The 22,874-nt window shown below is 25.9% G+C and carries 18 protein-coding genes, 3 tRNA genes and 2 pseudogenes; 13 read left to right on the top strand and 10 right to left on the bottom strand.

Features of this window, described 5'->3' with window-relative positions:
• Window positions 1-147: 147 nt before the first annotated feature.
• Window positions 148-456, top strand: coding sequence for a flagellar hook-basal body complex protein FliE (gene fliE, locus G4A98_00355; GenBank protein ID QIQ41686.1), 309 nt, complete (start codon window positions 148-150; stop codon window positions 454-456).
• A 130-nt stretch (window positions 457-586) separates the two neighbouring features.
• Here fliE and G4A98_00350 read toward each other — a convergent pair.
• A tRNA-Ala gene (locus tag G4A98_00350) sits at window positions 587-659 on the bottom strand.
• A 189-nt stretch (window positions 660-848) separates the two neighbouring features.
• Complete coding sequence (gene gltX / locus G4A98_00345; protein QIQ41685.1) at window positions 849-2,252, bottom strand: glutamate--tRNA ligase; 1,404 nt, start codon at window positions 2,250-2,252, stop codon at window positions 849-851.
• Between the two features lie 210 nt (window positions 2,253-2,462).
• Here gltX and G4A98_00340 point away from each other — a divergent pair.
• Together G4A98_00340 and G4A98_00335 are read left to right on the top strand one after the other, a co-directional pair.
• Window positions 2,463-2,538: transfer RNA gene (locus G4A98_00340), tRNA-Val, on the top strand.
• Between the two features lie 23 nt (window positions 2,539-2,561).
• Window positions 2,562-2,634, top strand: a tRNA-Lys gene (locus G4A98_00335).
• Between the two features lie 18 nt (window positions 2,635-2,652).
• Here the strand turns inward: G4A98_00335 and ligA are convergent.
• Window positions 2,653-4,677 (bottom strand): NAD-dependent DNA ligase LigA, encoded by a 2,025-nt coding sequence (gene ligA, locus G4A98_00330; protein ID QIQ41684.1) that lies wholly within the window; start codon window positions 4,675-4,677, stop codon window positions 2,653-2,655.
• A gap of 253 nt (window positions 4,678-4,930) precedes the next feature.
• Between ligA and cysK the strand changes: the two are divergent.
• The 5 genes and pseudogenes from cysK (at window position 4,931) to G4A98_00305 (ending at window position 9,533) form a co-directional block, all read left to right on the top strand.
• A pseudogene (gene cysK, locus G4A98_00325) lies at window positions 4,931-5,874 on the top strand (cysteine synthase A).
• Between the two features lie 101 nt (window positions 5,875-5,975).
• Window positions 5,976-6,233, top strand: a complete 258-nt coding sequence (locus G4A98_00320; protein ID QIQ41683.1) for an HPr family phosphocarrier protein — start codon at window positions 5,976-5,978, stop codon at window positions 6,231-6,233.
• 153 nt (window positions 6,234-6,386) lie between these two features.
• Window positions 6,387-8,099 carry a phosphoenolpyruvate-protein phosphotransferase PtsI gene (gene ptsI, locus G4A98_00315; protein ID QIQ41682.1) on the top strand — a complete coding sequence of 571 codons (1,713 nt, stop codon included), beginning with the start codon at window positions 6,387-6,389 and terminating at the stop codon, window positions 8,097-8,099.
• Window positions 8,100-8,147: 48 nt separating this feature from the next.
• The gene (crr, locus tag G4A98_00310; GenBank protein ID QIQ41681.1) at window positions 8,148-8,651 is read left to right on the top strand and encodes a PTS glucose transporter subunit IIA; all 504 of its coding nucleotides are present in this window, start codon (window positions 8,148-8,150) and stop codon (window positions 8,649-8,651) included.
• 84 nt (window positions 8,652-8,735) lie between these two features.
• Complete coding sequence (locus tag G4A98_00305; protein ID QIQ41680.1) at window positions 8,736-9,533, top strand: undecaprenyl-diphosphate phosphatase; 798 nt, start codon at window positions 8,736-8,738, stop codon at window positions 9,531-9,533.
• 27 nt (window positions 9,534-9,560) lie between these two features.
• On the opposite strand, the gene G4A98_00300 is transcribed toward G4A98_00305, so the two are convergent.
• The gene (locus G4A98_00300; protein QIQ41679.1) at window positions 9,561-10,805 is read right to left on the bottom strand and encodes a tRNA CCA-pyrophosphorylase; all 1,245 of its coding nucleotides are present in this window, start codon (window positions 10,803-10,805) and stop codon (window positions 9,561-9,563) included.
• A gap of 219 nt (window positions 10,806-11,024) precedes the next feature.
• Between G4A98_00300 and rfaE1 the strand changes: the two genes are divergently transcribed.
• Both rfaE1 and ribB read left to right on the top strand, forming a co-directional pair.
• Window positions 11,025-11,972 carry a D-glycero-beta-D-manno-heptose-7-phosphate kinase gene (gene rfaE1, locus G4A98_00295; protein ID QIQ41678.1) on the top strand — a complete coding sequence of 316 codons (948 nt, stop codon included), beginning with the start codon at window positions 11,025-11,027 and terminating at the stop codon, window positions 11,970-11,972.
• Window positions 11,973-12,249: 277 nt separating this feature from the next.
• On the top strand, window positions 12,250-12,897 hold the full coding sequence (gene ribB, locus G4A98_00290) for a 3,4-dihydroxy-2-butanone-4-phosphate synthase (protein QIQ41677.1): 648 nt from the start codon (window positions 12,250-12,252) through the stop codon (window positions 12,895-12,897).
• On the opposite strand, the gene tsaD is transcribed toward ribB, so the two are convergent.
• The gene (gene tsaD / locus G4A98_00285; protein ID QIQ41676.1) at window positions 12,875-13,885 is read right to left on the bottom strand and encodes a tRNA (adenosine(37)-N6)-threonylcarbamoyltransferase complex transferase subunit TsaD; all 1,011 of its coding nucleotides are present in this window, start codon (window positions 13,883-13,885) and stop codon (window positions 12,875-12,877) included. The two genes, ribB and tsaD, sit on opposite strands and share 23 nt — an antisense overlap.
• Before the next feature lie 229 nt (window positions 13,886-14,114).
• Here tsaD and rpsU point away from each other — a divergent pair, with 229 nt between their 5' ends.
• The 3 genes from rpsU to rpoD all read left to right on the top strand — a co-directional run bounded on the left by rpsU (window position 14,115) and on the right by rpoD (window position 18,144).
• On the top strand, window positions 14,115-14,330 hold the full coding sequence (rpsU, locus tag G4A98_00280; protein QIQ41675.1) for a 30S ribosomal protein S21: 216 nt from the start codon (window positions 14,115-14,117) through the stop codon (window positions 14,328-14,330).
• Between the two features lie 77 nt (window positions 14,331-14,407).
• Window positions 14,408-16,141 carry a DNA primase gene (locus tag G4A98_00275; protein ID QIQ41674.1) on the top strand — a complete coding sequence of 578 codons (1,734 nt, stop codon included), beginning with the start codon at window positions 14,408-14,410 and terminating at the stop codon, window positions 16,139-16,141.
• A 164-nt stretch (window positions 16,142-16,305) separates the two neighbouring features.
• A complete protein-coding gene (rpoD, locus tag G4A98_00270) occupies window positions 16,306-18,144 on the top strand; it encodes an RNA polymerase sigma factor RpoD (GenBank protein ID QIQ41673.1) in 1,839 nt (612 codons plus the stop codon).
• Between the two features lie 127 nt (window positions 18,145-18,271).
• On the opposite strand, the pseudogene cysE reads toward rpoD, so the two are convergent.
• From cysE to G4A98_00245, 5 genes and pseudogenes are all read right to left on the bottom strand, one after another.
• Window positions 18,272-19,067, bottom strand: a pseudogene (gene cysE, locus G4A98_00265) (serine O-acetyltransferase).
• A 49-nt stretch (window positions 19,068-19,116) separates the two neighbouring features.
• Window positions 19,117-19,563, bottom strand: a complete 447-nt coding sequence (gene secB, locus G4A98_00260; GenBank protein ID QIQ41672.1) for a protein-export chaperone SecB — start codon at window positions 19,561-19,563, stop codon at window positions 19,117-19,119.
• An 87-nt stretch (window positions 19,564-19,650) separates the two neighbouring features.
• On the bottom strand, window positions 19,651-20,085 hold the full coding sequence (locus G4A98_00255; GenBank protein ID QIQ41671.1) for a rhodanese-like domain-containing protein: 435 nt from the start codon (window positions 20,083-20,085) through the stop codon (window positions 19,651-19,653).
• 102 nt (window positions 20,086-20,187) lie between these two features.
• The gene (argH, locus tag G4A98_00250; protein QIQ41670.1) at window positions 20,188-21,567 is read right to left on the bottom strand and encodes an argininosuccinate lyase; all 1,380 of its coding nucleotides are present in this window, start codon (window positions 21,565-21,567) and stop codon (window positions 20,188-20,190) included.
• Window positions 21,568-21,645: 78 nt separating this feature from the next.
• Window positions 21,646-22,857: an argininosuccinate synthase gene (locus G4A98_00245; GenBank protein ID QIQ41669.1), complete on the bottom strand. Its 1,212-nt coding sequence runs from the start codon at window positions 22,855-22,857 to the stop codon at window positions 21,646-21,648.
• Between the last annotated feature and the right edge of the window lie 17 nt (window positions 22,858-22,874).

Below are 22,874 nucleotides of genomic sequence, written 5' to 3'. Positions count from 1 at the left end.
AATATTATTAATATAATAAAAACATTATTTCAATAAAGTATTAATATTTTTATCTTTTATATATGATAGTATTTTTATCTTTATAAAGATATGATAGTATTTTAAAAACTTAAAAAATAAAAAATTATTTTTTTAACGAGGAAGATTATGTTTATTGATAATATCAATCATCAAAACATTAATACAAAAATTAATCTGTTAGATATAAACACAAAAACAAAAAAAACAGAAAGTGACAAGTTTATGGACTATTTAAAAATAGCATTAGGAGAAATAAGCAAAACTCAAAATCATGCAAAAACTGATTCTGAAAAATTTATATTAAATCAATCAGGAATTTCTCTCAATGATGTAATGATAAATTTAGAAAAATCTTCTATTTCTATACAAATGGCAATCCAGATAAGAAATAAAATTGTTTCAGCTTATCAAGAAATAATGAGTCAACAAGTTTAATTTAGAAAATTTTCTGTGCTGAATAAAAAAATTTAGCACAGTCTTATAAAAAAATTTTTTAATAATTTTTAGAAAAAAGCATTTTTTCTGTATTTTTTATAAAATTTTGAATTCAAAATAATAAATTTAATGGAGCTAAGCGGAATCGAACCGCTTACATCTTGCATGCCATGCAAGCGCTCTACCAAATGAGCTATAGCCCCAAAACATTACAATATAAAAACACATGAATCCTGTCAATTTATTTTTTATAAATTATATTAAAAATAAAGAATTAAAAACATATTTTTTATAAAATCTCAAGTATGATCTTACTAAAAACCATACGTGTCAATTTTTTTATAAAATAATTTTATTATACTGTATAAAAATAGTTTAAAAAATACTATCATCTATAAATTTTTAATGTAATTAATAGCTTTTTTAATTCGTAATAGAGTTTTATCTCGACCGATTAAACTAATTACAGAAGTAATACTGGGAGAATATATATCTCCTGTCATAGAAATACGTAATATCATATTAACTTCTTTTATTTTTACTTTAAGATCTTCAGATATATCATTAATGATTTTTGATATATTATAATTGTTCCAAATAGATAATTTTTTAATTCTTTCATAAGATTGATCTAGAATACAAACATTTTTTATTGTAAAATATTTTTCTACTGCTAATTTGTTAAAAAATTCAAATTCTTCATAAAAATATCGACAAGATTCTGCTATTTCTTGTAAAGTATTATAACGACTTCTTAATAGTTTAACTAAAGATTCTATATCAGGACCATTTTTTATATTAATATTTTGTATTTTTATATAATCTTTAAGAAGACTAGAAATATAATTTAATGGTAAATTATTAATATAATATTTATTCAACCATAAAAGTTTTTTCATGTTGATTGAACTAGCAGATTTACTGATAGATTTTAAATTAAATAATTTCTTCATTTCAGATATATTAAATATCTCTTTATTACCATAAGACCAACCTAATCGTACTATGTAATTTAATAATGCTTCCGGTAAAAAACCATTATTATAGTACTCAAGTATATTTACAGCATTATTTCTTTTAGAAATTTTATGACCTTCTTCATCTAAAATCATTGATAAATGTGCATAAATAGGTATTGCAGAACCTAGCGATTTTAATATATTAATTTGACGAGGTGTATTGTTAATATGATCTTCTCCACGAATAACATGAGTAATTTTCATATCTAAATCATCTATCACAACACAAAAGTTATAAGTAGGCATTCCATTAGAACGTTGAATAATAAGATCATCTAGTTCTGTATTATTAAAAATAATTTCCCCTCTAATTTTATCTTCAAAGACTACTTTTCCCGAAAGTGGATTTTTAAATCGTATTACATAATTTTGATTTAATGTATTTTTAATATTTAAGTTTCTACAAGTACCAGGATAACGTGGTTTACAACCTTTTATAATTTGTTTCATTCGTATTTCTTCTAATTCTTTAGATGAACAAACACAAATATATGCATCTCTTTTTTCTAACATAGAATCAATAACTTCTTTATATCTATTCAATCGTTTACTTTGGAAATAAGGCTCTTCATCCCAATTTAATCCCAACCAATTTAATCCATTTATAATAGAATCAATAGAAATTGATTTAGAACGTGAAAGATCAGTATCTTCTATACGAAGTATAAATTTTCCATTATAATGTTTTGCAAATAACCAAGAATACAAAGCAGTACGAATACTACCAATGTGCAAATTTCCAGTAGGACTAGGTGCAAAACGAGTTTTTACTTTCATATATTCCTCGTAAAAAAAAATAATTAATAAATAACTAATAATTCTACAAATATTTTTTTATATCAGTATTATTGATCTTAATTTTTAAAAAATAGATTACAGTTTCACCATTATGATTAAATTTGCAACAAACAAATGTTATTTTTTAAAAAAAGATTGACTCTATTACTTCTGGCTTTACAATATGTATATATACAAATTTATTAAAACGGGTGATTAGCTCAGTTGGTAGAGCTCCTCCTTTACACGGAGGAAGTCGGCGGTTCGAGTCCGTCATCACCCACCAAGAATTATTAAAAATTTTTAAAAGGGTCGTTAGCTCAGTTGGTAGAGCAGTTGACTTTTAATCAATTGGTCGCAGGTTCAAATCCTGCACGACCCAAAAAAATACAATATACTACTATTTAACATGAACTAAAGAGACAAGTTCTTCTTCGTTAATAATTTTAATATTTAAATCTTTCGCTTTAAAAAATTTAGAACCAAAATTTTTACCAACAATTAAAAAATCTATTTTTTGAGAAATTCTATCTAAAATCTTTGCACCTAAATTTATTAAAATTCTTTTTAGTTCGATTCTTGAAAAAGAATCAAATTTTCCTGTTAAAACAATGTTTTTATTAAAAAAATATGATTTTTTTATATCAAATTCATGTCCTTCTTCATCATTCCAAAAAATTCCTACTTTTGTAATGAGTTCGTTCACCATTTCACGATTTGACATGATAGAAAAATAATTAAATATATTATTTGAAATAACTTTTCCTACTCCTTCTACACAATTTAATTGTAAAATATTAGCATTCATTAATTCATTTAATTTGATAAAATGATGTGCGATTTTTTCAGATATAATTTCTCCTACACCGGGTATTCCTAAAGCATAAATAAAACATTTAAGAGTAGTTTTTTTACATTCTTGAATAGACTTGATAATTTTTATGCTTTTCTTTCCACCTACGTTTGTTAATTTAATTAAATCAAGATCTTTGAGATAGAAAAAATCTATTGGATTCTTAACAAATCCTTTTTTTATTAATTCATTAATAATTTTTGGACCTAAACCAATTACATGTAAGGATTTTTTTGAAAAAAAATGGTGTAATGCTTTTTTCTTCTGAGCGTTACATATCAATCCAGCATGGCAGCGGATTACTTTTTCTTGAGTATTTTCTAATAATTTTGTATTACATACTGGACATAATGTAGGAAAAATAATTTTTTTTGTATTATTGTGACGTGTAGCTTTAATAACACGTAATAATCTTGGTATAACATCACCAGAACGACAAATGACAACAGAATCATTAACATGTAAATCTAGTCTTTCTATTTCATTCTTATTATGTAAAGATGCTTTTCTAATCATAACTCCAGATATATAGACAGGATCAAAATAAGCTACAGGTGTAATTACACCTGTTCTACCAACTTGAAATTGAACATCTTTTAATAATGTAATTCTTTCTACAGAAAAAAATTTAAATGCTATAGCCCATCTTGGCGATTTTGTATTACAGCCTATTTTTTCTTGTAATTCTATTGAATTCACTTTAATGACAATTCCATCTATATCAAAATCAAGAGTATTTCTTTTTTTTTCAAATTTTTTGTAAAATTCTAAAACTTCTACGTAATTTGAACAAAGTATACTTTCTTGATTAACAGGCAGTCCCCAAGATAAACATTTTATTAATCGTTCATAATGAGTAGTTAATTTTCCATGAACTTCTGTACAAAAATAACATCCATAACATGAAAACATTAATTTTCTTTCAGCTGTTATTTTTGGATTAATATGACGCAGTGAGCCTGCTGCCGCATTTCGAGGATTAGAAAAATATTTATTTTGATTTATTTCATGTTGCTTATTTAATTGTATAAAATCAGATTTCAGCATAAATATTTCACCTCGAACTTCTAATCTTTTCGGTATATCAATTCCCTGCAATGTTAATGGAATTGAATCGATTACTCGCACATTATCAGTAACATTCTCTCCCTTAACACCATCACCGCGAGTTGCTGCTCTTACAAAAACTCCTTCTTCATAAATTATACTAATAGCTATTCCATCTAATTTAAGTTCACAACAAAGAGATTCTGGTTCATTAGTATTAATAAATTTTTTAATTCTTTTTTCAAAATTTAAATATCCATTGACATCGAACGTATTTTCTAATGATAACATAGGAAAAAAATGTTTAGTTTGTTTGAATTGTCTCAGAAAATTTGATCCTACTTTTTGTGTAGGTGAATCTAAAGTAATAAATTCTTTATTTTTTAGTTCTAAACTATACAACTGATGTAACAAATAATCATATTCGGCATCAGAAACAATGGATTGATCTAATGTATGATAAAAATATTCATATTTTAAAATATTTTTTCGTAACTTATCGATTTTATTTTTAATAGATTTCATAAATTTATTATATATATAATTATATTACGAACAGATAAAATTTAAATGTTTTAAATTTTATAAATTAATAATATTAGTATTTTTAAATATTTTTTATTATATAATTTTTATTTATAATATAAAAGATAGATTTTTTAACTCATGGTTAAAAAGAAGTGTAATAAAAAATATTTACACACAAGACTAAAATGAAATTTCGTTTAATACCATTTAAGATTTATAATACAAGAAAAAATTTTTAAAAAAGGGAAAAATGAGTAAAATATATGAAGATAATTCTTTAACTATCGAGAATACACCTCTCGTTCGATTAAAAAAAATGGACATGGAAGTATTTTAGTAAAAATAGAATCTAGAAATCCAAGTTTTAGTGTTAAATGTAGGGTTGGTGCTAATATGATATGGAGTACAGAACAAAATAAAAACATCAATAAAAACATAGAATTAATAGAAACTACGAGTGGCAATACGGGAATATTATTAGCTTATGTTGCTGCTTCTAGAAGTTATCGATTAATTCTAACTATGTTTGATACTATGTCTGTTGACAGAAGAAAGTTACTCAAATCCTTAAGTGCAAAATTAATACTAACAGATGGAAAATATGATATGAAAGGAGCTATTTCTATAGCTAATAACATTATATCATGTAATTCAAAAAAATATTTTTTATTAAAACAATTTGAGAATCCGGATAATCCCAAAATTCATCAAATCACTACTGTTCTAGAAATCTGGAATGGTACCAATGATAATTTAGATATATTAATTTCTGCTGTAGGAACAGGTAAAACGATTACCGGTATTACAAGATATATAAAACAAATCAAAAGGAAAAAAATTTAATAGTGTAGCTGTAGAACCTTCTAAATCACCTATAATTACACAATTTTTAGCAGAAAAAAATAAAATATAAACCACAAAAAATTTAAGATATTAGACTTGTATGTATTCCTAAAAATCTAGATTAAACGTTAATTAATCAATTTATTACTGTTTCTAATACAAATGTAATACTTATGGCTTAAAAATTAATGAAAAAAAGAAGGAATATTAGCAGGAATTTCTTCTGGTGCAGCTTTATGCGCAGCAATACAAATACAAAAACAAAAATATTTTTTAGATAAAACAATAGTTGTTATTTTACCTTCTTCAGGAGAATGTTATTTAAGTACAGAATTATTTTCTAATCTATAAAAAAAACCGTGTAAGATACAACTTTTACAATAAACAACTCTAAAAAATATTTTAGAATTTACTAACAGATTGCATTAATAAAATTTTACTAAGGAAAAAAAATGTTTCAAAACCAAATTAAAATAACTGCTCCGCATGGTTTGCATACTCGTCCTGCAGCTCAGTTTGTAAAAGAAGCAAAAAAATTTATTTCTGAAATTTCTATTATTTACAATGGCAAATCAGTCAATGCAAAAAGTTTATTTAAAATACAGACGCTAGGTTTAATCCGAGGAAGTCTTATTACACTATCAGCTGAAGGGGAAGATGAAAAAGAAGCAATTGAACATTTATCGACAATAATGACAGAATTAGAATAAATTACCATTAAAAAATTAATTTTTAATTTCTCTGAAAAAATACTGGAAATTATATAAAAAAATAACTTCTAACTATTTTATAAAAAATATATTCGCCTGACATGTCATATTTCCATCTCTAAATGAATAAACTTTATTATTAAAGGTAATGTTATGATTTCAGGCATTTTAGCATCACCGGGTATAGCTTTTGGAAGAGCTCTTTTATTAAAAGAAGAAGAAATTGTTATTAACCGGAAAATAATTACTATTAACAATATTACTATAGAAATAGAAAGATTTTTTGAAGGTAGAAAAAAATCAATACAACAACTAACGGAAATAAAAATAAAAACAAGAGAAAAATTTGGAGAAAAAAAAGAAAGCATCTTTGAAGGCCATATTATGCTACTTGAAGATGAAGAATTAGAAAAAGAAGTAATTTCTCTGATAAAAGAAAGGAACATATCTGCCGCTGCAGCTACTGAATTAATTATTGAGGGACAAGCAAAAGCTCTAGAAGAACTAAAAGATGAGTACTTAAAAAACAGAGCGATTGATGTAAGAGATATTGGAAATCGCTTATTAAAAAACATACTTAACTTAAATATTATTGATTTAAATAATATAAATAGTGAAGTAATTTTAATTGCAAAAGATTTAACTCCTTCTGAAACAGCACAAATTAATCTAAGATATATTTTAGGATTTATTACTGATTTAGGAGGTAGAACATCACATACCTCAATTATGGCAAGATCGTTAGAAATCCCTGCAATTGTAGGAACTGGAAATATTACAAGACTAGTAAAAAATCATGATTATATTGTTTTAGATTCTATTAATAATCAAATTTTTATAAATCCATCTAATCAATTAATAAATCAAAAAAAAGCAATAAAAAAACAATATATTTCAACAAAAAATAAATTAATACTTTTAAAAAGTTTACATGCTACAACTATTGACGGACATAATATTAAAATCGGTTCTAATATTGGTAGTCTTAAAGATATTGATTCTGCAAAAAAAAATGGTGCCGAATGTATTGGTCTGTATCGCACTGAATTTTTATTTATGGGTAGAAATTCTTTACCTACTGAAAACGAACAGTTTCAAGCATATAAAACAATTGCAGAGTTAATGAACAATAAATCTGTCATTATCAGAACAATGGATATTGGTGGAGACAAAGATCTTCCTTATATGAATTTGCCAAAAGAAGAAAATCCTTTTCTCGGATGGCGTGCTATACGTATTTCAATAGATCGAAAAGAAATATTACACACGCAATTAAATGCTATTCTTCGTGCTTCTGCATTTGGTAAAATATATATTTTGTTTCCTATGATAATATCAGTAAATGAAATCAGATTTTTAAAATCAGAAATTAAAAAACTTCAAATTCAATTAAATAATAATAATATATCGTTTGATAAAAATATCAAAATTGGAATTATGATTGAAACTCCAGCATCAGCTATAATAGCTGAACATCTAATAAAAGAGGTGGATTTTTTTAGTATTGGAACTAATGATTTGACGCAATATACCTTAGCTGTTGACAGAGGAAATGATTTAATTTCACATCTTTACAACCCTATGAACCCATCTGTTTTAAAATTAATTAAACAAGTGATCGATATTTCACATATAAACGGAAAATGGACTGGAATGTGCGGCGAGCTTGCAGGAGATGAACGTGCCACTGTTCTTTTATTAGGAATGGGATTAGATGAATTTAGCATGAGTTCAATCAGCATCCCTAAAATTAAAGAGATTATTCGCAAAACATCTTTTTCTAGTGCTCAAAAATTGGCACAACAAGCCTTGAAATTACCAACTACTGAAGAAATACTTTATTTAGTAGAAACCTTTGTTCATTAAAACCTAAAAAATACTAAAAATAAAATAAAATGTACTTAGGAGAAAAAAATGAGTTTCTTTTCTGATTTTTTTAACAGTAAAAAAACTAATTTTTCTAAAAAAATAGAAATTATCGCACCTTTATCAGGGAATATAATAAACATAGAAGATGTACCAGATCTTGTTTTTTCTAAAAAAATTGTAGGAGATGGAATAGCTATTAAACCATTAGGAAATCAAATACTTGCACCAGTAAATGGAACAATTGGAAAAATATTTGAAACTATGCATGCTTTTTCAATGATTTCAGAAGATAATGTTGAATTGTTTGTACATTTTGGAATCGATACTGTGAAGTTAAAAGGAGAAGGTTTTAAAAAAATAGCACAAGATAATCAAAAAGTAAAAATAGGAGATGAAATTATTATATTTGATTTAGATTTTCTTACAGAAAAAGCACAGTCTATTTTAACTCCTGTTGTAATATCTAATATAGAAAATTTTAAAAAAATAAAAAAATCATCTGGAACTGTTATTGCTGGAAAAACAGTTATTCTGACTTTGTATCATTGATTTTCAATATAAAAACGGTGCTGTTATTTAGTACCGTTTTAAAATGTATACTATTAATATTAAATAATTTTAAGGGAGAAATAAATGCTTGATTTACATCAAGTTATTGCTTCTATTATTATTGGAACTATAGAAGGAATAACAGAATTTCTTCCTATTTCCTCTACAGGACATATGATTATAGCTTCTCATTGGCTAAGAATAGAAAACAATAACACAAAAATATTAGAAATTTTTATTCAATTGGGTTCTTCATTATCAATATTATATTTTTTTCATAAAAAAATTTTAAAAATAATCAATTTTAATACAAATCTTCAAAATAAAAACACAAAAAATATTCATGTTCTTATTGCTATTTTACCTACAATATTTTTTGGGCTGATATTTTATAAAAATATCAAATTATTATTCAATACACATAATGTTATGTATGCATTAATATTAGGTGGTTTTTTTTTATTAATATCTGAAGTATTTAAACCCAAAAAATACAAAACATATGATATTAACGATATTAGTTTATTTCAATCTGCAATCATTGGATTTTGTCAAATTCTTTGTTTATATCCTGGTTTTTCAAGATCTGGAGCTACTATAGCAGCTGGAATATTATTAGGAATAAAAAGATCAGTTGCAATAGAATTTTCTTTTATAGTATCAATCCCATTAATAATGGGAGCATCTTGTTTTGATTTTATAAATAATTTTAGCAATATTAAAATATCAGATCTTCCAATATTTTTTATGGGATTTGTAATATCTTTTATAATTTCTATAATATCTATTAATAAATTATTAAAACTTATAAATAAAACATCACTGATATTTTTTGGAATATATCGTTTCGTAATAGCAGGATTAATTTATTTTATTGACTAATTGAGAAGTTCATCAAAAAAACATCTTTTATGGATAGGAACAATGTTTAATATTTTTTAAACGCCATAATTCTAATTTTTTAATTCTTAAACGCATTAATTCATTTTTTATTGTATAACCCTTAAAACCTTTTTTTAAAATTAATTTAATAGAAACACTTTTAACAACATAAAAACATGTTTTTAAAAAACAACCAGGTTTTATACAAAAACAATTAGATTTATCTTGACTTACAAAATTAAAATTACTTAAAAAAGCTAATTTTTCAACACGTTCTGGTTTTCTCCAAGCATCAATTTTTGAAAATAGATTAATAATATTGTTAGATGATTGATAATAAATAGTATTTAAAAAAAAATAAAAACCAGTATTGAAAACAGCTATGTCTCTAATGTAAGATGGAATATTAAATCGCTTGCATAAATTATTAATAATAGATGCCGAATATGAATCAAAAAATATCTTTGTACAATTATTATTTATTTGATTAATTGATAAAAATTGACACAAATAAGAAAAACGAATATCAACATCTTTATTATAAAGTGATATTTTAGCTAATCCCATTAATATTATGTTTTTATTATATACTTCTTTAAAAGAAGAATAGTTTAAAATGTATTTTTTTTCGTATAAAATATACATTTCTGGAAAAAAAAAATATAGTGCATTGCAAGCATATAAAACTTGAAAATATACATGAGGATTAGCAGTTTTAAAAGCTTTTTCAGTTTCATTCCATATTCTGTTTGAAGTTAAGTATGATAATTCCTTTTTTTTTACTATCATACACATTAATAACATAGTTTCTTTTGCAATTTTAAATCCTAAGTGAACTAAAGTGGCAGCAAATCTTGCTGCACGTAAAACACGTAATGGATCTTCTATAAAAGATTCTGAAACATGTCGTATCAAACGACATTCTATATCTTTTTTTCCTTCGAAAGGATCAATATAATTACCATTTTGATCTTGAGCAATAGCATTGATTGTTAAATCTCGTCTTACTAAATCTTCTTCTAAAGTAACATTAGAATTGCAATCAGTATCAAAACCAGTATATCCCCTTCCAGATTTTCTTTCTTTTCTCGCTAAGGCATACTCTTCATGTGTGTCTGGATGCAAAAAAACTGGAAAATCTTTTCCAACTTGTTGAAAATTTTTTTCTAATAATATTTTTTCTGTACCTCCTACTACTACCCAATCTTTATCTTTTACAGGTAAATTAAGTAAAGAGTCGCGAACAGCTCCTCCTACTAAATATATTTTCATAATAATTTTCTCATACTAAAAAATAAAATTCTATTCTATAATGAAAAGTAGAATTCTTTATATAATTGTTTATCATTTTACAAATTAAATCTTGTAATAATATTTTATATAATATATAAAAAAATATCTTGTTAAATTTAAGACTTTTTATACTTATTTTAAAAAAATGTTCAATATTTAATATGTTTGAAGTTATTTGAATACTAAAGAGATAATATTATGAAAAAAAAATTGATTAATTTTAACAATTCACTTGTGTTAGTTGTCGGAGATATTATATTAGACTGTTATTGGTATAGTAAAAACCACTACATGCTGTCTGAACAATTAACACCAATCGTGCCAATTGATCAAATTAAAGAACAACCTGGAGGCGCTGCAAATGTAGCTAAAAATATTGCAGAGATTGGAGGTTATTCCAAAATTATTGGTTTTATTGGTATGGATAATGCAGGATTAATTTTAAAAAAACTTATGAATCATGTTAGAATTAGTTGTGATTTGATTTCTATAAAAAAAAATAAAACTATTACAAAAATTAGAATTGTATCAGAAAAGAAACAATTGATTCGTGCAGATTTTCAAGAAAAATATATTTCTAAAAAAAATAATATATTGCATCAAAAAATTATTAATTCACTATCGTCCTTTAAAATTTTAGTACTATCAGATTATGCAAAAGGAACTCTCATAAATATAAGAAAAATTATTAATTGCGCAAAAAAAATGTCTATTCCAACAATCATAGATCCTAAGGGAATAGATTTTAAAAAATATTCAGGTGCTAGTTTATTAACACCAAATCTTTCTGAGTTTGAAAAAATAGTTGGAAAATGTCATAGAGAAAATGAAATTTTACAAAGAGGAATAAAATTATTGTCTGAATTGAAGTTATCAGCATTATTAGTGACTCGTTCTGATCAAGGAATGACTTTATTTCAAACAAAAAAAAAACCAATACATTTTCCTGCTATATCTAAAATAGCTTCTGATGTAACCGGTGCAGGAGACACCGTAATTGCTATAATTGCAGCGTCTTTAGCAACAGGATATTCTTTAGAAGAAGCATGTTTTTATGCTAATATTGGAGCTAGCATAGTCATACAAAAAATTGGTACTGAAACGTTAACGATTAATGAGTTAAATTCTGTTTTAAACTATCAATAAATAAATATTATTTTTCTTTTAGAACTTGTTTATAAGACCTATTGTTTAAAAAAATATAAAATATTTAATCAAAATTAAACGTTTTTTAAAAAATATAAAGAAATTAAAAATCTTATTTTAAGATAAAAATTTCTATACCTGTCAAACTTGCTTTCATCTATGATATATTAATTATTAATTATAATTTTAGAATAATTATAAAAAATAAAGATAAAAAATTAATTAAATTTACTACAAAAAAATTTTTCAATAATTTAACCCTATTAAGATTTTTATAATGAATCAAACACTTTTATCTAAATTTGGAACACCTATAGAACGAATTAAAAAAGCAATATTTGCTTTACAATCTGGTCAGGGAATAATCATATTAGATGATGAAAAACGTGAAAACGAAGGAGATCTCGTTTTTGCGTGTGAAAATATGACAGTAGAACAAATGGCTTTAGCTATTCGATATGGAAGCGGAATAGTATGTCTCTGTATTACTGAATCTAAACGGAAACAACTTAATTTGCCTATGATGGTAAAGAAAAATACTAGTGTATATCGTACTGGGTTTACGGTGACAATAGAAGCTTCTAAAGGAATTTCTACTGGTGTATCAGCTAAAGATAGACTAACTACTATAAAAACTGCTACTGCTGATCATGCTAAACCTAGTGATTTAAATAGACCAGGTCATGTATTCCCATTAAGAGCTCATACAGGAGGAATTTTATCAAGAGCAGGACATACAGAAGCTGCTATCGAAATTGTTTCTCTGGCAGGATTTAAACCAGCTGGAGTCATTTGTGAATTGACAAATAAAGATGGGACTATGGCACGCACACCAGAAGTAATAAAATTTTCTGAAAATAAAAAAATGCAAGTATTAACTATACAAGACTTAATCTTGTACATTAAACACACAAATCACTTATAGACCATCGTGGTTTTACTAGTATTTCCAGTTGAGGGTTTTGTGCTTCTTTATGACGCAATGATCCAAGATATGCAATCATAGCACCATTATCTGTACAAAGTTCTACACTAGAATAAAAAACTGTTCCGTTAAAATATTTTTTAACCATTTTTTCAGATTTTTTACGCAAATTATAGTTCGCACTGACACCACCTGCTATAACTAAACGTTTCCATTTTTGTTTTTTTAATGCCTTTTTAGTTTTAATTAATAATACATCAATTACTGCTTCTTCAAAAGCTCTCGCAATATTAGCTTTTTCTTGCATACTTTGATTACATTCATTAATTTTTTGAGCCGTAAAAGTTTTTAAACCTGAAAAACTAAAATTTAAACTAGAATGCTGTATCATAGGTCTGGGAAAATGAAAACAATCTTTAATACCCTTACATGCTAATTTAGACAATTCAGATCCGCTTGAATATTTCAATCCTAATAATTTTGCTGTTTTATCAAATGCTTCACCAGCTGCATCATCTAAACAATTTCCAAGTATTTCATATTCACCAAATTTATGAGCACCAATAATTTGTGTATGTTTACCAGATACTAATAATGCAATAAATGGAAACTCAATTGATTTAAAATCCAACATTGGCGATAATAAATGTCCTTCCATATGATGAACTGGAAGAACTGGTATATTCAAGGATAGTCCCAATGAACATGCAAATGTAGCACCTACTAATAACGAACCGACTAAACCAGGACCAGCAGTATAAGCAATTATATCAATATATTTGACCATATTTTTTTTTCTAAATATTTTTTTTAATAAAAGAATCATTGCTTTCATATGTTCTCGAGATGCTAGTTCTGGAATAATACCTCCATGTATATTATGGATTTTTTTTTGACTACACACTTCGTTGATTAATAATCCTTCTTTACTATCATAAATAGCGACACCTGTATCATCGCAAGAAGTTTCAATACCTAATATTCTCATAAATTTATACCTATACATTAAATGTAAAAATAAGAAAAAATAGATTACGCATCAAGTTTAAATTAATGTTATTCTAAATAAATTAATGTTAAAAAATTGCATTACAACAATATTAAACATGAAAAATGCTTCTTTACAATATCATACTCATTGATATAGGATCTATTATCTTAAACATATTTTGATAATTTCTTATTCTAGAAAAGTAAATAATTGAGGTAAATTTTGAATGCCAATAATAAAAGTACGTGAAAATGAACCATTTGATGTCGCACTCCGTCGTTTTAAACGGTCTTGTGAAAAAGCTGGTATTTTAGCTGAAATTCGTCGAAGAGAATTTTATGAAAAACCGACTACTGAACGTAAACGAGCTAAAGCTTCAGCCGTCAAACGTCTTGCAAAAAAACTTACACGAGAAAATGCGAGACGTATTCGCATGTACTAAATACATTTTAAAAATAAAAAAATTAAAAAACCGTTCTTTTTAAAGAACGGAAATAATTTCTATAGTTATAAAATTATATGTCTGGGAAAATACCTAAATATTTCATCACTGAACTACTATTTCGAACTAATATCGTAGAATTAATTAACGAACGTTTAACATTAAAAAAAAATGGTAAAAATTATCAAACTAATTGTCCTTTTCATGATGATAAAACTCCATCTTTTACTGTAAGTTATGAAAAACAATTTTACTATTGTTTCGGATGTAATGCACATGGTAACGCAATTGATTTTTTAATACAGTATGAACATTTAAGTTTTATAGAAAGTATTGAAGAGCTTTCTATGATACACGGTATCACAATACCATTTGAAAATATAATACCAAATAACGTTTATTTTAAAAAACAAAAACTATATTTATTAATGGAAAAAATATGTAATTTGTATAAAAAAAATATAAATATTACTAGTGCAGCTAATCAGTATCTAGCTAAAAGAGGAATTAATCAAAAAATGATTGATTTTTTTTTAATTGGTTTTTCTAGTTTTAAATGGGATAATTTTTATCAAAAATTAAATATTAATAAAGAATTAGAGCAGGAATTATTAATTCACAACATAATTTCTATTAGTAAAAAAGGATGTACGTATGATCGTTTTCAAGGACGTGTAATATTTCCTATACAAGATTATCATGGTAGAATTATCGGTTTTGGAGGGCGTTCATTAAATCATATTTTACCCAAATATCTCAATTCACCTGAAACGGATATTTTTCATAAAAGAAAACAAATTTATGGATTATATCAAGTTAAAAAAACATGTTCAAAACCTATATATTTATTAGTTGTTGAAGGATATATTGATGTTATAACATTAACACAATATAATATCAATTATGCAGTCTCTACACTAGGAACTGCAATGACAACTGAACACATTCAACTTCTCTTTCAAAATACTGATGTAATTATATACTGCTACGATGGTGATAATGCAGGAAAAAATGCAGCCTGGCAAACTTTAAAAAAAGCATTACCTTATATATCAGATAAAAAAACACTAAAATTTATCTTATTACCTGATAATGAAGATCCTGATTCAATTATTAGAAAAGAAGGTAGAGAAAAATTTCAAATTCGCATCAAAAATGCTATAACTATGTCAAAATTTTTTTTTACAAACATATTAAAAAATATTAATTTATCATCCAATGATGATAAATTTTATTTAAGTGTACGCGCTTTACCTTTAATAAATACTATTTCTAGTGATACGATAAGAATTTACTTGCGTCAAATTTTAGCTAGAATGATAGGAATTTTAGATGATAATCAATTTGAAAAATTTTTATATGAAAAAGAAGTTAAAAAAGATCAAAAACCAAAATTGCAAATCAGACGTACTCCAATGCGCACTCTAATAGGACTGCTTTTACAAAATCCTAGTTTAGCAAAAATAGCTCCTTCAACAATTAAATTTAAAAATTTAAAAATAGAAGGATTACCGATTTTTTTAGAAATATTACAGAAATGTCTTGATAATCCCAACATTAACACAGGTCAGTTATTAGAACTATATAGAAATACTAAAATAATGAATATTTTAAAAATTTTAGCACGATGGGATCATATGATAATTCAAGAAGAAATTCAAAATATGTTTTTAGATTTATTAATGAATATATATAATAAAATTCTTGAAAAAAGACAAGAATATCTTATTGCGAAAGAAAGAATAAAAGGACTAAAAATGAATGAAAAAAAAGAAATTTGGTCTATTAATAAAATATTATCAAAAAAATAGTATGCACTTGTTAAAAAATTTAATCGAAATTCAATGTATTAACCGTTTAAATATTTAACAATACTTTTTGATATATTTTAAATAATTAAGATTATCTTATTATTCATTATTGACAAAACAGTCAATTAATATTCATCAAATTAATAAAATCTGGATATCGTATTATGGATCAAAACCCACAGTCGCAACTTAAACTACTTGTTACACATGGTAAGGAGCAAGGGTATTTAACCTATTCTGAAGTTAATGATCATTTACCAGAAGATATTATTGATTCTGAACAAATCGACGATATTATTCAGATGATTAATGATATGGGCATTCCAGTAGTTGAAGAAGCACCTGATGCTGATGATTTAATATTAAATGAAATCAATACAGATACAGATGAAGATGCAGTTGAAGCAGTAACACAAGTATTATCTAGTGTAGAATCTGAATTAGGACGAACTACTGATCCTGTTCGTATGTATATGAGAGAAATGGGCACTGTTGAATTACTTACACGAGAAGGAGAAATTGATATAGCTAAACGTATTGAAGAAGGTATTAATCAAGTTCAATGTTCAGTATCAGAATATCCAGAAGCAATTACGTATCTTCTCGAACAATACGATCGTGTCAAAACTGGTCAGATACGATTATCAGATATAATAACAGGTTTTGTAGATCCCAATGTAGAAGAAGTTTTTTCTCCCACAGCTATCCATATAGGTTCTGAACTTCTCGATGAAGAGCAACAAAGAAATGAAGCAGAAGAAGACGATCAAGAAACTCATGAAGACGATAATAGCATTGATCCCGAATTAGCTAATGAAAAATTTTCTGAATTACGTATACAGTATAATAATACAAATAATACAATAAAAAATAAAAATAGAAAGCATAAAGACTCATTATTAGAAATTTATAATCTTTCAGAAGTTTTTAAACAATTTCGATTAGTTCCTAAGCAATTTGATCATTTGGTTAATAATATGAGACATATGATGGAAAGAGTTCGAATACAAGAAAGAATTATCATAAAATTATGTGTTGAAATATGCAAAATGCCAAAAAAAAATTTTATTAAGATTTTCCCAGTAAAAAAAATTAATAATCTTTGGTTCATAAAAGAACAAAATACAAATCAACCATGGTCTGAAAACTTAAAAAAAGTCAAAGAAGATGTTTTTACAAGTGTAGAAAAATTAATTAAAATTGAAGAAGAAACTGGTTTAACAATTGAACAAGTCAAAGATATTAATAAAAGAATGTCTATTGGAGAATTAAAAGCTAGAAGAGCAAAAAAAGAAATGGTAGAAGCCAATTTAAGATTAGTTATTTCTATTGCAAAAAAATACACAAATAGAGGGCTGCAATTTTTAGACTTAATTCAAGAAGGGAATATTGGTCTAATGAAAGCCGTAGATAAATTTGAATACCGTCGTGGTTATAAATTTTCAACTTATGCAACTTGGTGGATCCGACAAGCAATTACACGTTCTATTGCCGATCAAGCTCGTACTATTCGCATTCCAGTTCATATGATTGAAACTATTAATAAACTGAATCGTATTTCTAGACAAATGTTGCAAGAAATAGGTCGAGAACCAACTCCAGAAGAATTATCTGAAAAAATGCTTATTCCTGAAGACAAAATTCGAAAGGTATTAAAAATAGCTAAAGAACCAATATCCATGGAAACACCTATTGGAGATGATGACGATTCACATTTAGGTGATTTTATTGAAGACACCACTTTAGAATTACCGTTAGATTCTGCTACATCTGAAAGTTTGCGTTCAGCAACTCACGATGTCTTATCAGGTTTAACAGCTCGTGAAGCAAAAGTATTGCGTATGCGTTTTGGAATAGATATGAATACTGATCATACTCTAGAAGAAGTTGGTAAACAATTTGATGTTACGCGTGAAAGGATACGGCAAATAGAAGCAAAGGCACTCAGAAAATTACGTCATCCAAGCAGATCAGAAGTATTACGTAGTTTTTTAGACGATTAAAATAGAAGAATTAAATATAAAATAAAGCTTCTGTACTAATATTAGTATACCTACTATAATTTTTTTTAACAAAACAGAAGTTTTTATTTTATATAAACTAAATACTATTTCATAGTAAAAAATCTATTTATAAAATGTAAACAATTTTTTCTCCCGAGAAAAATATTTTTTTACTATCTGATTGATGTGCAATTTTTTCTAGCACTACAACAACCGTCACATATAAAGAAACATTTTTTTAACACTATTGCAACCTGCACCTATTTTTGCTCTTATCCCTACTTCAATATTTCCTAGAATTTTTGCTCTATCCCCTATAATAACTTTGTTTCGAATAGTAGGATGTCTATTTTTTTACCGGAGTTCTTACTAGTACCCCCTGAAGCAACTGAATGAAAAATTCAAATATCATCTTCTATAATAAATTTTTCCCTAATAACAATACCAGTTGCATGATCAAGCATTATACCAGCACTAATATACGCATCTGGATGAATATCAACTGAAAATTCAGAAGATATTCTACTCTGTAAATACATAAATGACGATTTTTTTTATTTAACAAAGATAATGGATTATTCTATAAGCTTCTAATGCATGAAAGATTTTTAAATCAAGTAAAGGTGTTAAATAATCATTTACTGCGGGTTCCTTTTTTAATACAGCTTCGATATCTCGTACTATAAAATTTCATATTAAAGGATTATTTAAATATATTTCATCAAATATACTTTGAATTTTTCGTCCAAAATAATGGATGTTGATAATTTATTTGATAAAATATAACTTAAAGAAATAATCAATGTTTAATGTTATAAAATATTCCTTTGATAAAAATCTAATAAAATTAGTGCTTTTTTTAATGAAGAAGACAATTCATAGAGTATTTTACTCCATATTCTTGATATTTCTAAAACACAAATAATTTTTTTCTTTTTATGAAAAAAAATTAGTTTATTTATAATGCATTTTTTATTTTTTCTTTTTTTTTGATTCAATATAATCATGATAAAGAGCATCAAAGTTAATAGGTACAAGATTCATCTGAGGGAAACTACCATGAGATATCAAACTAGATATACACGAACGAGCATAAGGAAATAAAATATTTGGACAGTAAGAATACAAACAGTGACTTAATCTTTTTTCATTTAAATTCGCAATAAAAAAAATACCAGCTTGATCTATATCACATAAAAATACTAATTCTTCTTTAATTTTTACTGTCACTCTTACTTTTAAAATGATTTCAAAAAGATTTTTTTCTATTTTTTTAGCAGTAGTATTTAAATTAAATTGAATATTAGGAGCCCAATCAATATGAAAAATATTTGGTGTATTTGGTGCTTCAAAAGAAGCGTCTTTTATATAAATACGTTGAATTTCAAAAGATTCTTGTTTTTTTTTTTCTTCTGACATAAGCTATCCAAAAAAAATAATATATATATAAGTTGATATTTTTTTAATTATATTAATTTATTAAAAATTATTTTTTACTTTTCTAAATCATTTATCTTTAATAATAAGAGGAAGATGATCTGTATTCCAATAATATATACCATTTTTTAAAATATAAACATACTTAAATCCCTGTTTAAAAAATTGTTTAATACATATGTTACCTTTATATGTTTCATTTAAAACAAGAATAATAGGGGAAAGTTTATATGTTTGTATTTCCTTCATCTCTCCTAAAAGAATATTTTTTAATGGAATATTGATAGAATTAATAATATGACCTTCTTGAAAAAATTCTGGAGAACGAGTATCAATGACAATAGCTTTATCCTGATTTATTAACTTTATTGCTTGAAAATTATTAATTGTTTTAGATTGTAAAAATATATTTTTAGCTATAAAAAAAAATACTCCAATAAGAAAGAAAAACCATATACTAATAAGTATAGTATGTTCCCTAATAAAAAATACTGCATCTTGCATAAATTATATTTCCTATATTTTATAAATTTATTAACTTAGCATTTAAATAACTTCTTAAATGCCAGTTAATAAATATAAAGATTTTGTATAAATGTGAATATATTAAAAAATACCTAATCTTTTTTTTGCTTTTATAATTTCTTTATACACTTGACATGGTGCTACTCCACCTTTAGATACCCTTTTTTCAAGACAAGATTCTAAAGTAATATGCTCGTATATATCTTCTTCAATAAGATGGCTGTACATTTGAAATGTAGACAATTCTAAATTATTTAAAGATTTTTTTTCACTAATTGCTCTAAGAACTAATTGACCAGATATATTATGTGATTCACGAAAAGTAAGTCCTTTTTTTACTAAATAATCCGCAATTTCTGTGGCATTAGAATATCCTTCTTCTGCAGCTTTTCGACATGATTGATTTTTTATTTTAATATTTTTTAAAATTAATATTGCTATACATAAACAATCATTCCAGGTTTTTATTGCATCAAATAAACCTTCTTTATCCTCTTGCATGTCTTTATTATAAGATAAAGGAAGAGATTTTAATACAATTAAAATGGAAATTAATGAACCATGAACACGACCACATTTAGCACGAATAAGTTCTAATGCATCTGGGTTTTTTTTTTGAGGCATTAATGATGATCCTGATGTAATCAAATCAGATAATTCAATGAAATTAGCTTCGCCAGAATTAAAAAAAATCATATCTTCAGAAAATCTTGATAAATGCATCATGCTAATTGATGCAGATGACAATAATTCAACAACATAATCTCGATCAGAAACACTGTCAAGTGCATTATTTGTTGCAGAATTGAAATCCATGGATAAAGCAAGTGCTTCGCGATCAATTTTCCATGCCGTTCCAGAAAGAGCACCAGATCCAAGAGGACTTGTATTTAGTCGTTTTAAAACATCTTCTAAACGACTAACATCTCGTCTTAACATTTCAACATAGGCTAAACACCAATAAGAAAAAGTAATAGGTTGAGCTCGTTGTAGATGCGTATATCCTGGCATAATAATATCATGATTAGATTCAGCGATTAAAATAAAATTTTTTTGCAACTGAATAAGATTTTCTAATAAAAGATTGATTCTATTTCTACACCATAATTTTAAATCGGTTGTAATCTGATCGTTTCTACTTCGACCAGTATGTAATTTTTTACCTAATTTTCCAATTTTATTAACAAGATGTTCTTCTACCCAACTATGAATGTCTTCGCAATTACTTGTAAGAATATTTTGAGTACGATCTTTAATTTCAGTCAGCAATTCAAGAAGTGCAGATTCTATTATTATTTGTTCTTTTTGAGTAATAATACTACTCTTCATTAAAGTTTTAGACCAAGCTATGGAAGAAATTATGTCTTCTTCTGCTAATATATAATCAAACGATAAAGATTGATTAAATTCTTTAAATAGTTCATGCGATTCATTAATGAATCGTCCACCCCAAAGTGCCATATGTCTTCTCGATAAAAAAACTGAAAAAAGAAAATTAAATTTAATTTGTTAAAAATATATTGCAAAACATTTCAAAAACTATTTTAATTGATTTTTCGCACGTATTCTTGAAGAAAGAGAAAAAAGACGAATAAATCCATTGGCATCAGATTGTTTATAAACTTCATCTTTACTAAAAGTAGCATATTCTTCTGAATATAATGAATTAGGAGAATTTTTTTGCACTGCTATTACACTACCTTTATATAATTTTAATATAACTTCTCCACTTATTTCAGACGATAATGAATCAGCAGCAGCTTGTAAAGATTTTCGTGTTGGAGAAAACCAGCGTCCATCATAAACAATAGAAGACATTTCTAGACCTATTTTTTCTCTCCATTGAAAACTTTCACGATCAAATACTAATTGTGCAATTGCTTTTATAGCTGTTGTAATAATCGTACCCCCAGGTGTTTCATAACATCCTCTAGATTTCATTCCAATTAATCTATTTTCAATAATATCAATTCTACCAATTCCGTGTTTAGAGCCTACATTATTTAATTCTTCTACACATTTTAATGGATTTAATCGTTTACCATTAACAGATACTACGCAACCTTCCTTTAATATCAATGAAATATATTCAGGTTCTTCAGGAGCATCTTCTGGATCTACTGTCCAACTCCAACAGTCTTTATTAGGTTGATTCCAAGGATTTTCGAGTAAACCTCCTTCTGTTGAAATATGCCAAGAATTTTCATCTTTACTATATATTTTTTCTAATGTTGCTGTTATCGGAATGTTTCTTTCTTCTAAATATTTTAATAATGATTCTCTTGAATTCAGATTCCATTCTCGCCATGGTGCGATTACATTTAAATCTGGAGCTAATGCTGCATAAGCCATTTCAAACCGAACTTGATCATTTCCTTTTCCAGTCGCACCATGACATAATGAATGCGCACCAATATTTAATGCAAGTTCTACTTGTTTTTTTGCAATAATAGGTCGAGCTATTGCTGTTCCTAATAAATAACTTCCTTCATATAAAGCACCAGTTTTTAAAACAGGATAGACATAATTTTCTATAAATTCTTCTTTTAAATCAAAAACATGACAGCTAGATGCACCAGAATCTAATGATTTTTTTTCAATTCCATTTAAATCTTTTTTAGATTGTCCTATATCAGCTACAAAAGCAATAACTTCAAAATTATAATTTTCTTTAAGCCATGGAATAATTGCTGAAGTATCTAAACCACCAGAATATGCTAGAACAACTTTCTTGTTTTTTTTCCTAATCATTTTTTCAACCTACTATA

It is taken from the genome of Buchnera aphidicola (Microlophium carnosum) (assembly GCA_011752475.1).
Lineage (GTDB): Bacteria > Pseudomonadota > Gammaproteobacteria > Enterobacterales > Enterobacteriaceae > Buchnera > Buchnera aphidicola_BG.
Note: the sequence above shows the minus strand (reverse complement) of the source record. Positions and strands in the feature narration are given on the sequence as shown.

Excerpts from the sequence above, each read along its gene's own strand:
- G4A98_00255 (QIQ41671.1), bottom strand. The coding sequence starts at position 20,085 with ATGCAAGATGCAGTATTTTTTATTAGGGAACATACTATACTTATTAGT.
- rpsU (QIQ41675.1), top strand. The coding sequence starts at position 14,115 with ATGCCAATAATAAAAGTACGTGAAAATGAACCATTTGATGTCGCACTC.
- G4A98_00300 (QIQ41679.1), bottom strand. The coding sequence starts at position 10,805 with ATGAAAATATATTTAGTAGGAGGAGCTGTTCGCGACTCTTTACTTAAT.
- secB (QIQ41672.1), bottom strand. The coding sequence starts at position 19,563 with ATGTCAGAAGAAAAAAAAAAACAAGAATCTTTTGAAATTCAACGTATT.
- rpoD (QIQ41673.1), top strand. The coding sequence starts at position 16,306 with ATGGATCAAAACCCACAGTCGCAACTTAAACTACTTGTTACACATGGT.
- tsaD (QIQ41676.1), bottom strand. The coding sequence starts at position 13,885 with ATGAGAATATTAGGTATTGAAACTTCTTGCGATGATACAGGTGTCGCT.
- crr (QIQ41681.1), top strand. The coding sequence starts at position 8,148 with ATGAGTTTCTTTTCTGATTTTTTTAACAGTAAAAAAACTAATTTTTCT.
- ptsI (QIQ41682.1), top strand. The coding sequence starts at position 6,387 with ATGATTTCAGGCATTTTAGCATCACCGGGTATAGCTTTTGGAAGAGCT.
- G4A98_00320 (QIQ41683.1), top strand. The coding sequence starts at position 5,976 with ATGTTTCAAAACCAAATTAAAATAACTGCTCCGCATGGTTTGCATACT.
- fliE (QIQ41686.1), top strand. The coding sequence starts at position 148 with ATGTTTATTGATAATATCAATCATCAAAACATTAATACAAAAATTAAT.
- argH (QIQ41670.1), bottom strand. The coding sequence starts at position 21,567 with ATGGCACTTTGGGGTGGACGATTCATTAATGAATCGCATGAACTATTT.
- G4A98_00275 (QIQ41674.1), top strand. The coding sequence starts at position 14,408 with ATGTCTGGGAAAATACCTAAATATTTCATCACTGAACTACTATTTCGA.
- ligA (QIQ41684.1), bottom strand. The coding sequence starts at position 4,677 with ATGAAATCTATTAAAAATAAAATCGATAAGTTACGAAAAAATATTTTA.
- G4A98_00245 (QIQ41669.1), bottom strand. The coding sequence starts at position 22,857 with ATGATTAGGAAAAAAAACAAGAAAGTTGTTCTAGCATATTCTGGTGGT.
- ribB (QIQ41677.1), top strand. The coding sequence starts at position 12,250 with ATGAATCAAACACTTTTATCTAAATTTGGAACACCTATAGAACGAATT.
- rfaE1 (QIQ41678.1), top strand. The coding sequence starts at position 11,025 with ATGAAAAAAAAATTGATTAATTTTAACAATTCACTTGTGTTAGTTGTC.
- gltX (QIQ41685.1), bottom strand. The coding sequence starts at position 2,252 with ATGAAAGTAAAAACTCGTTTTGCACCTAGTCCTACTGGAAATTTGCAC.
- G4A98_00305 (QIQ41680.1), top strand. The coding sequence starts at position 8,736 with ATGCTTGATTTACATCAAGTTATTGCTTCTATTATTATTGGAACTATA.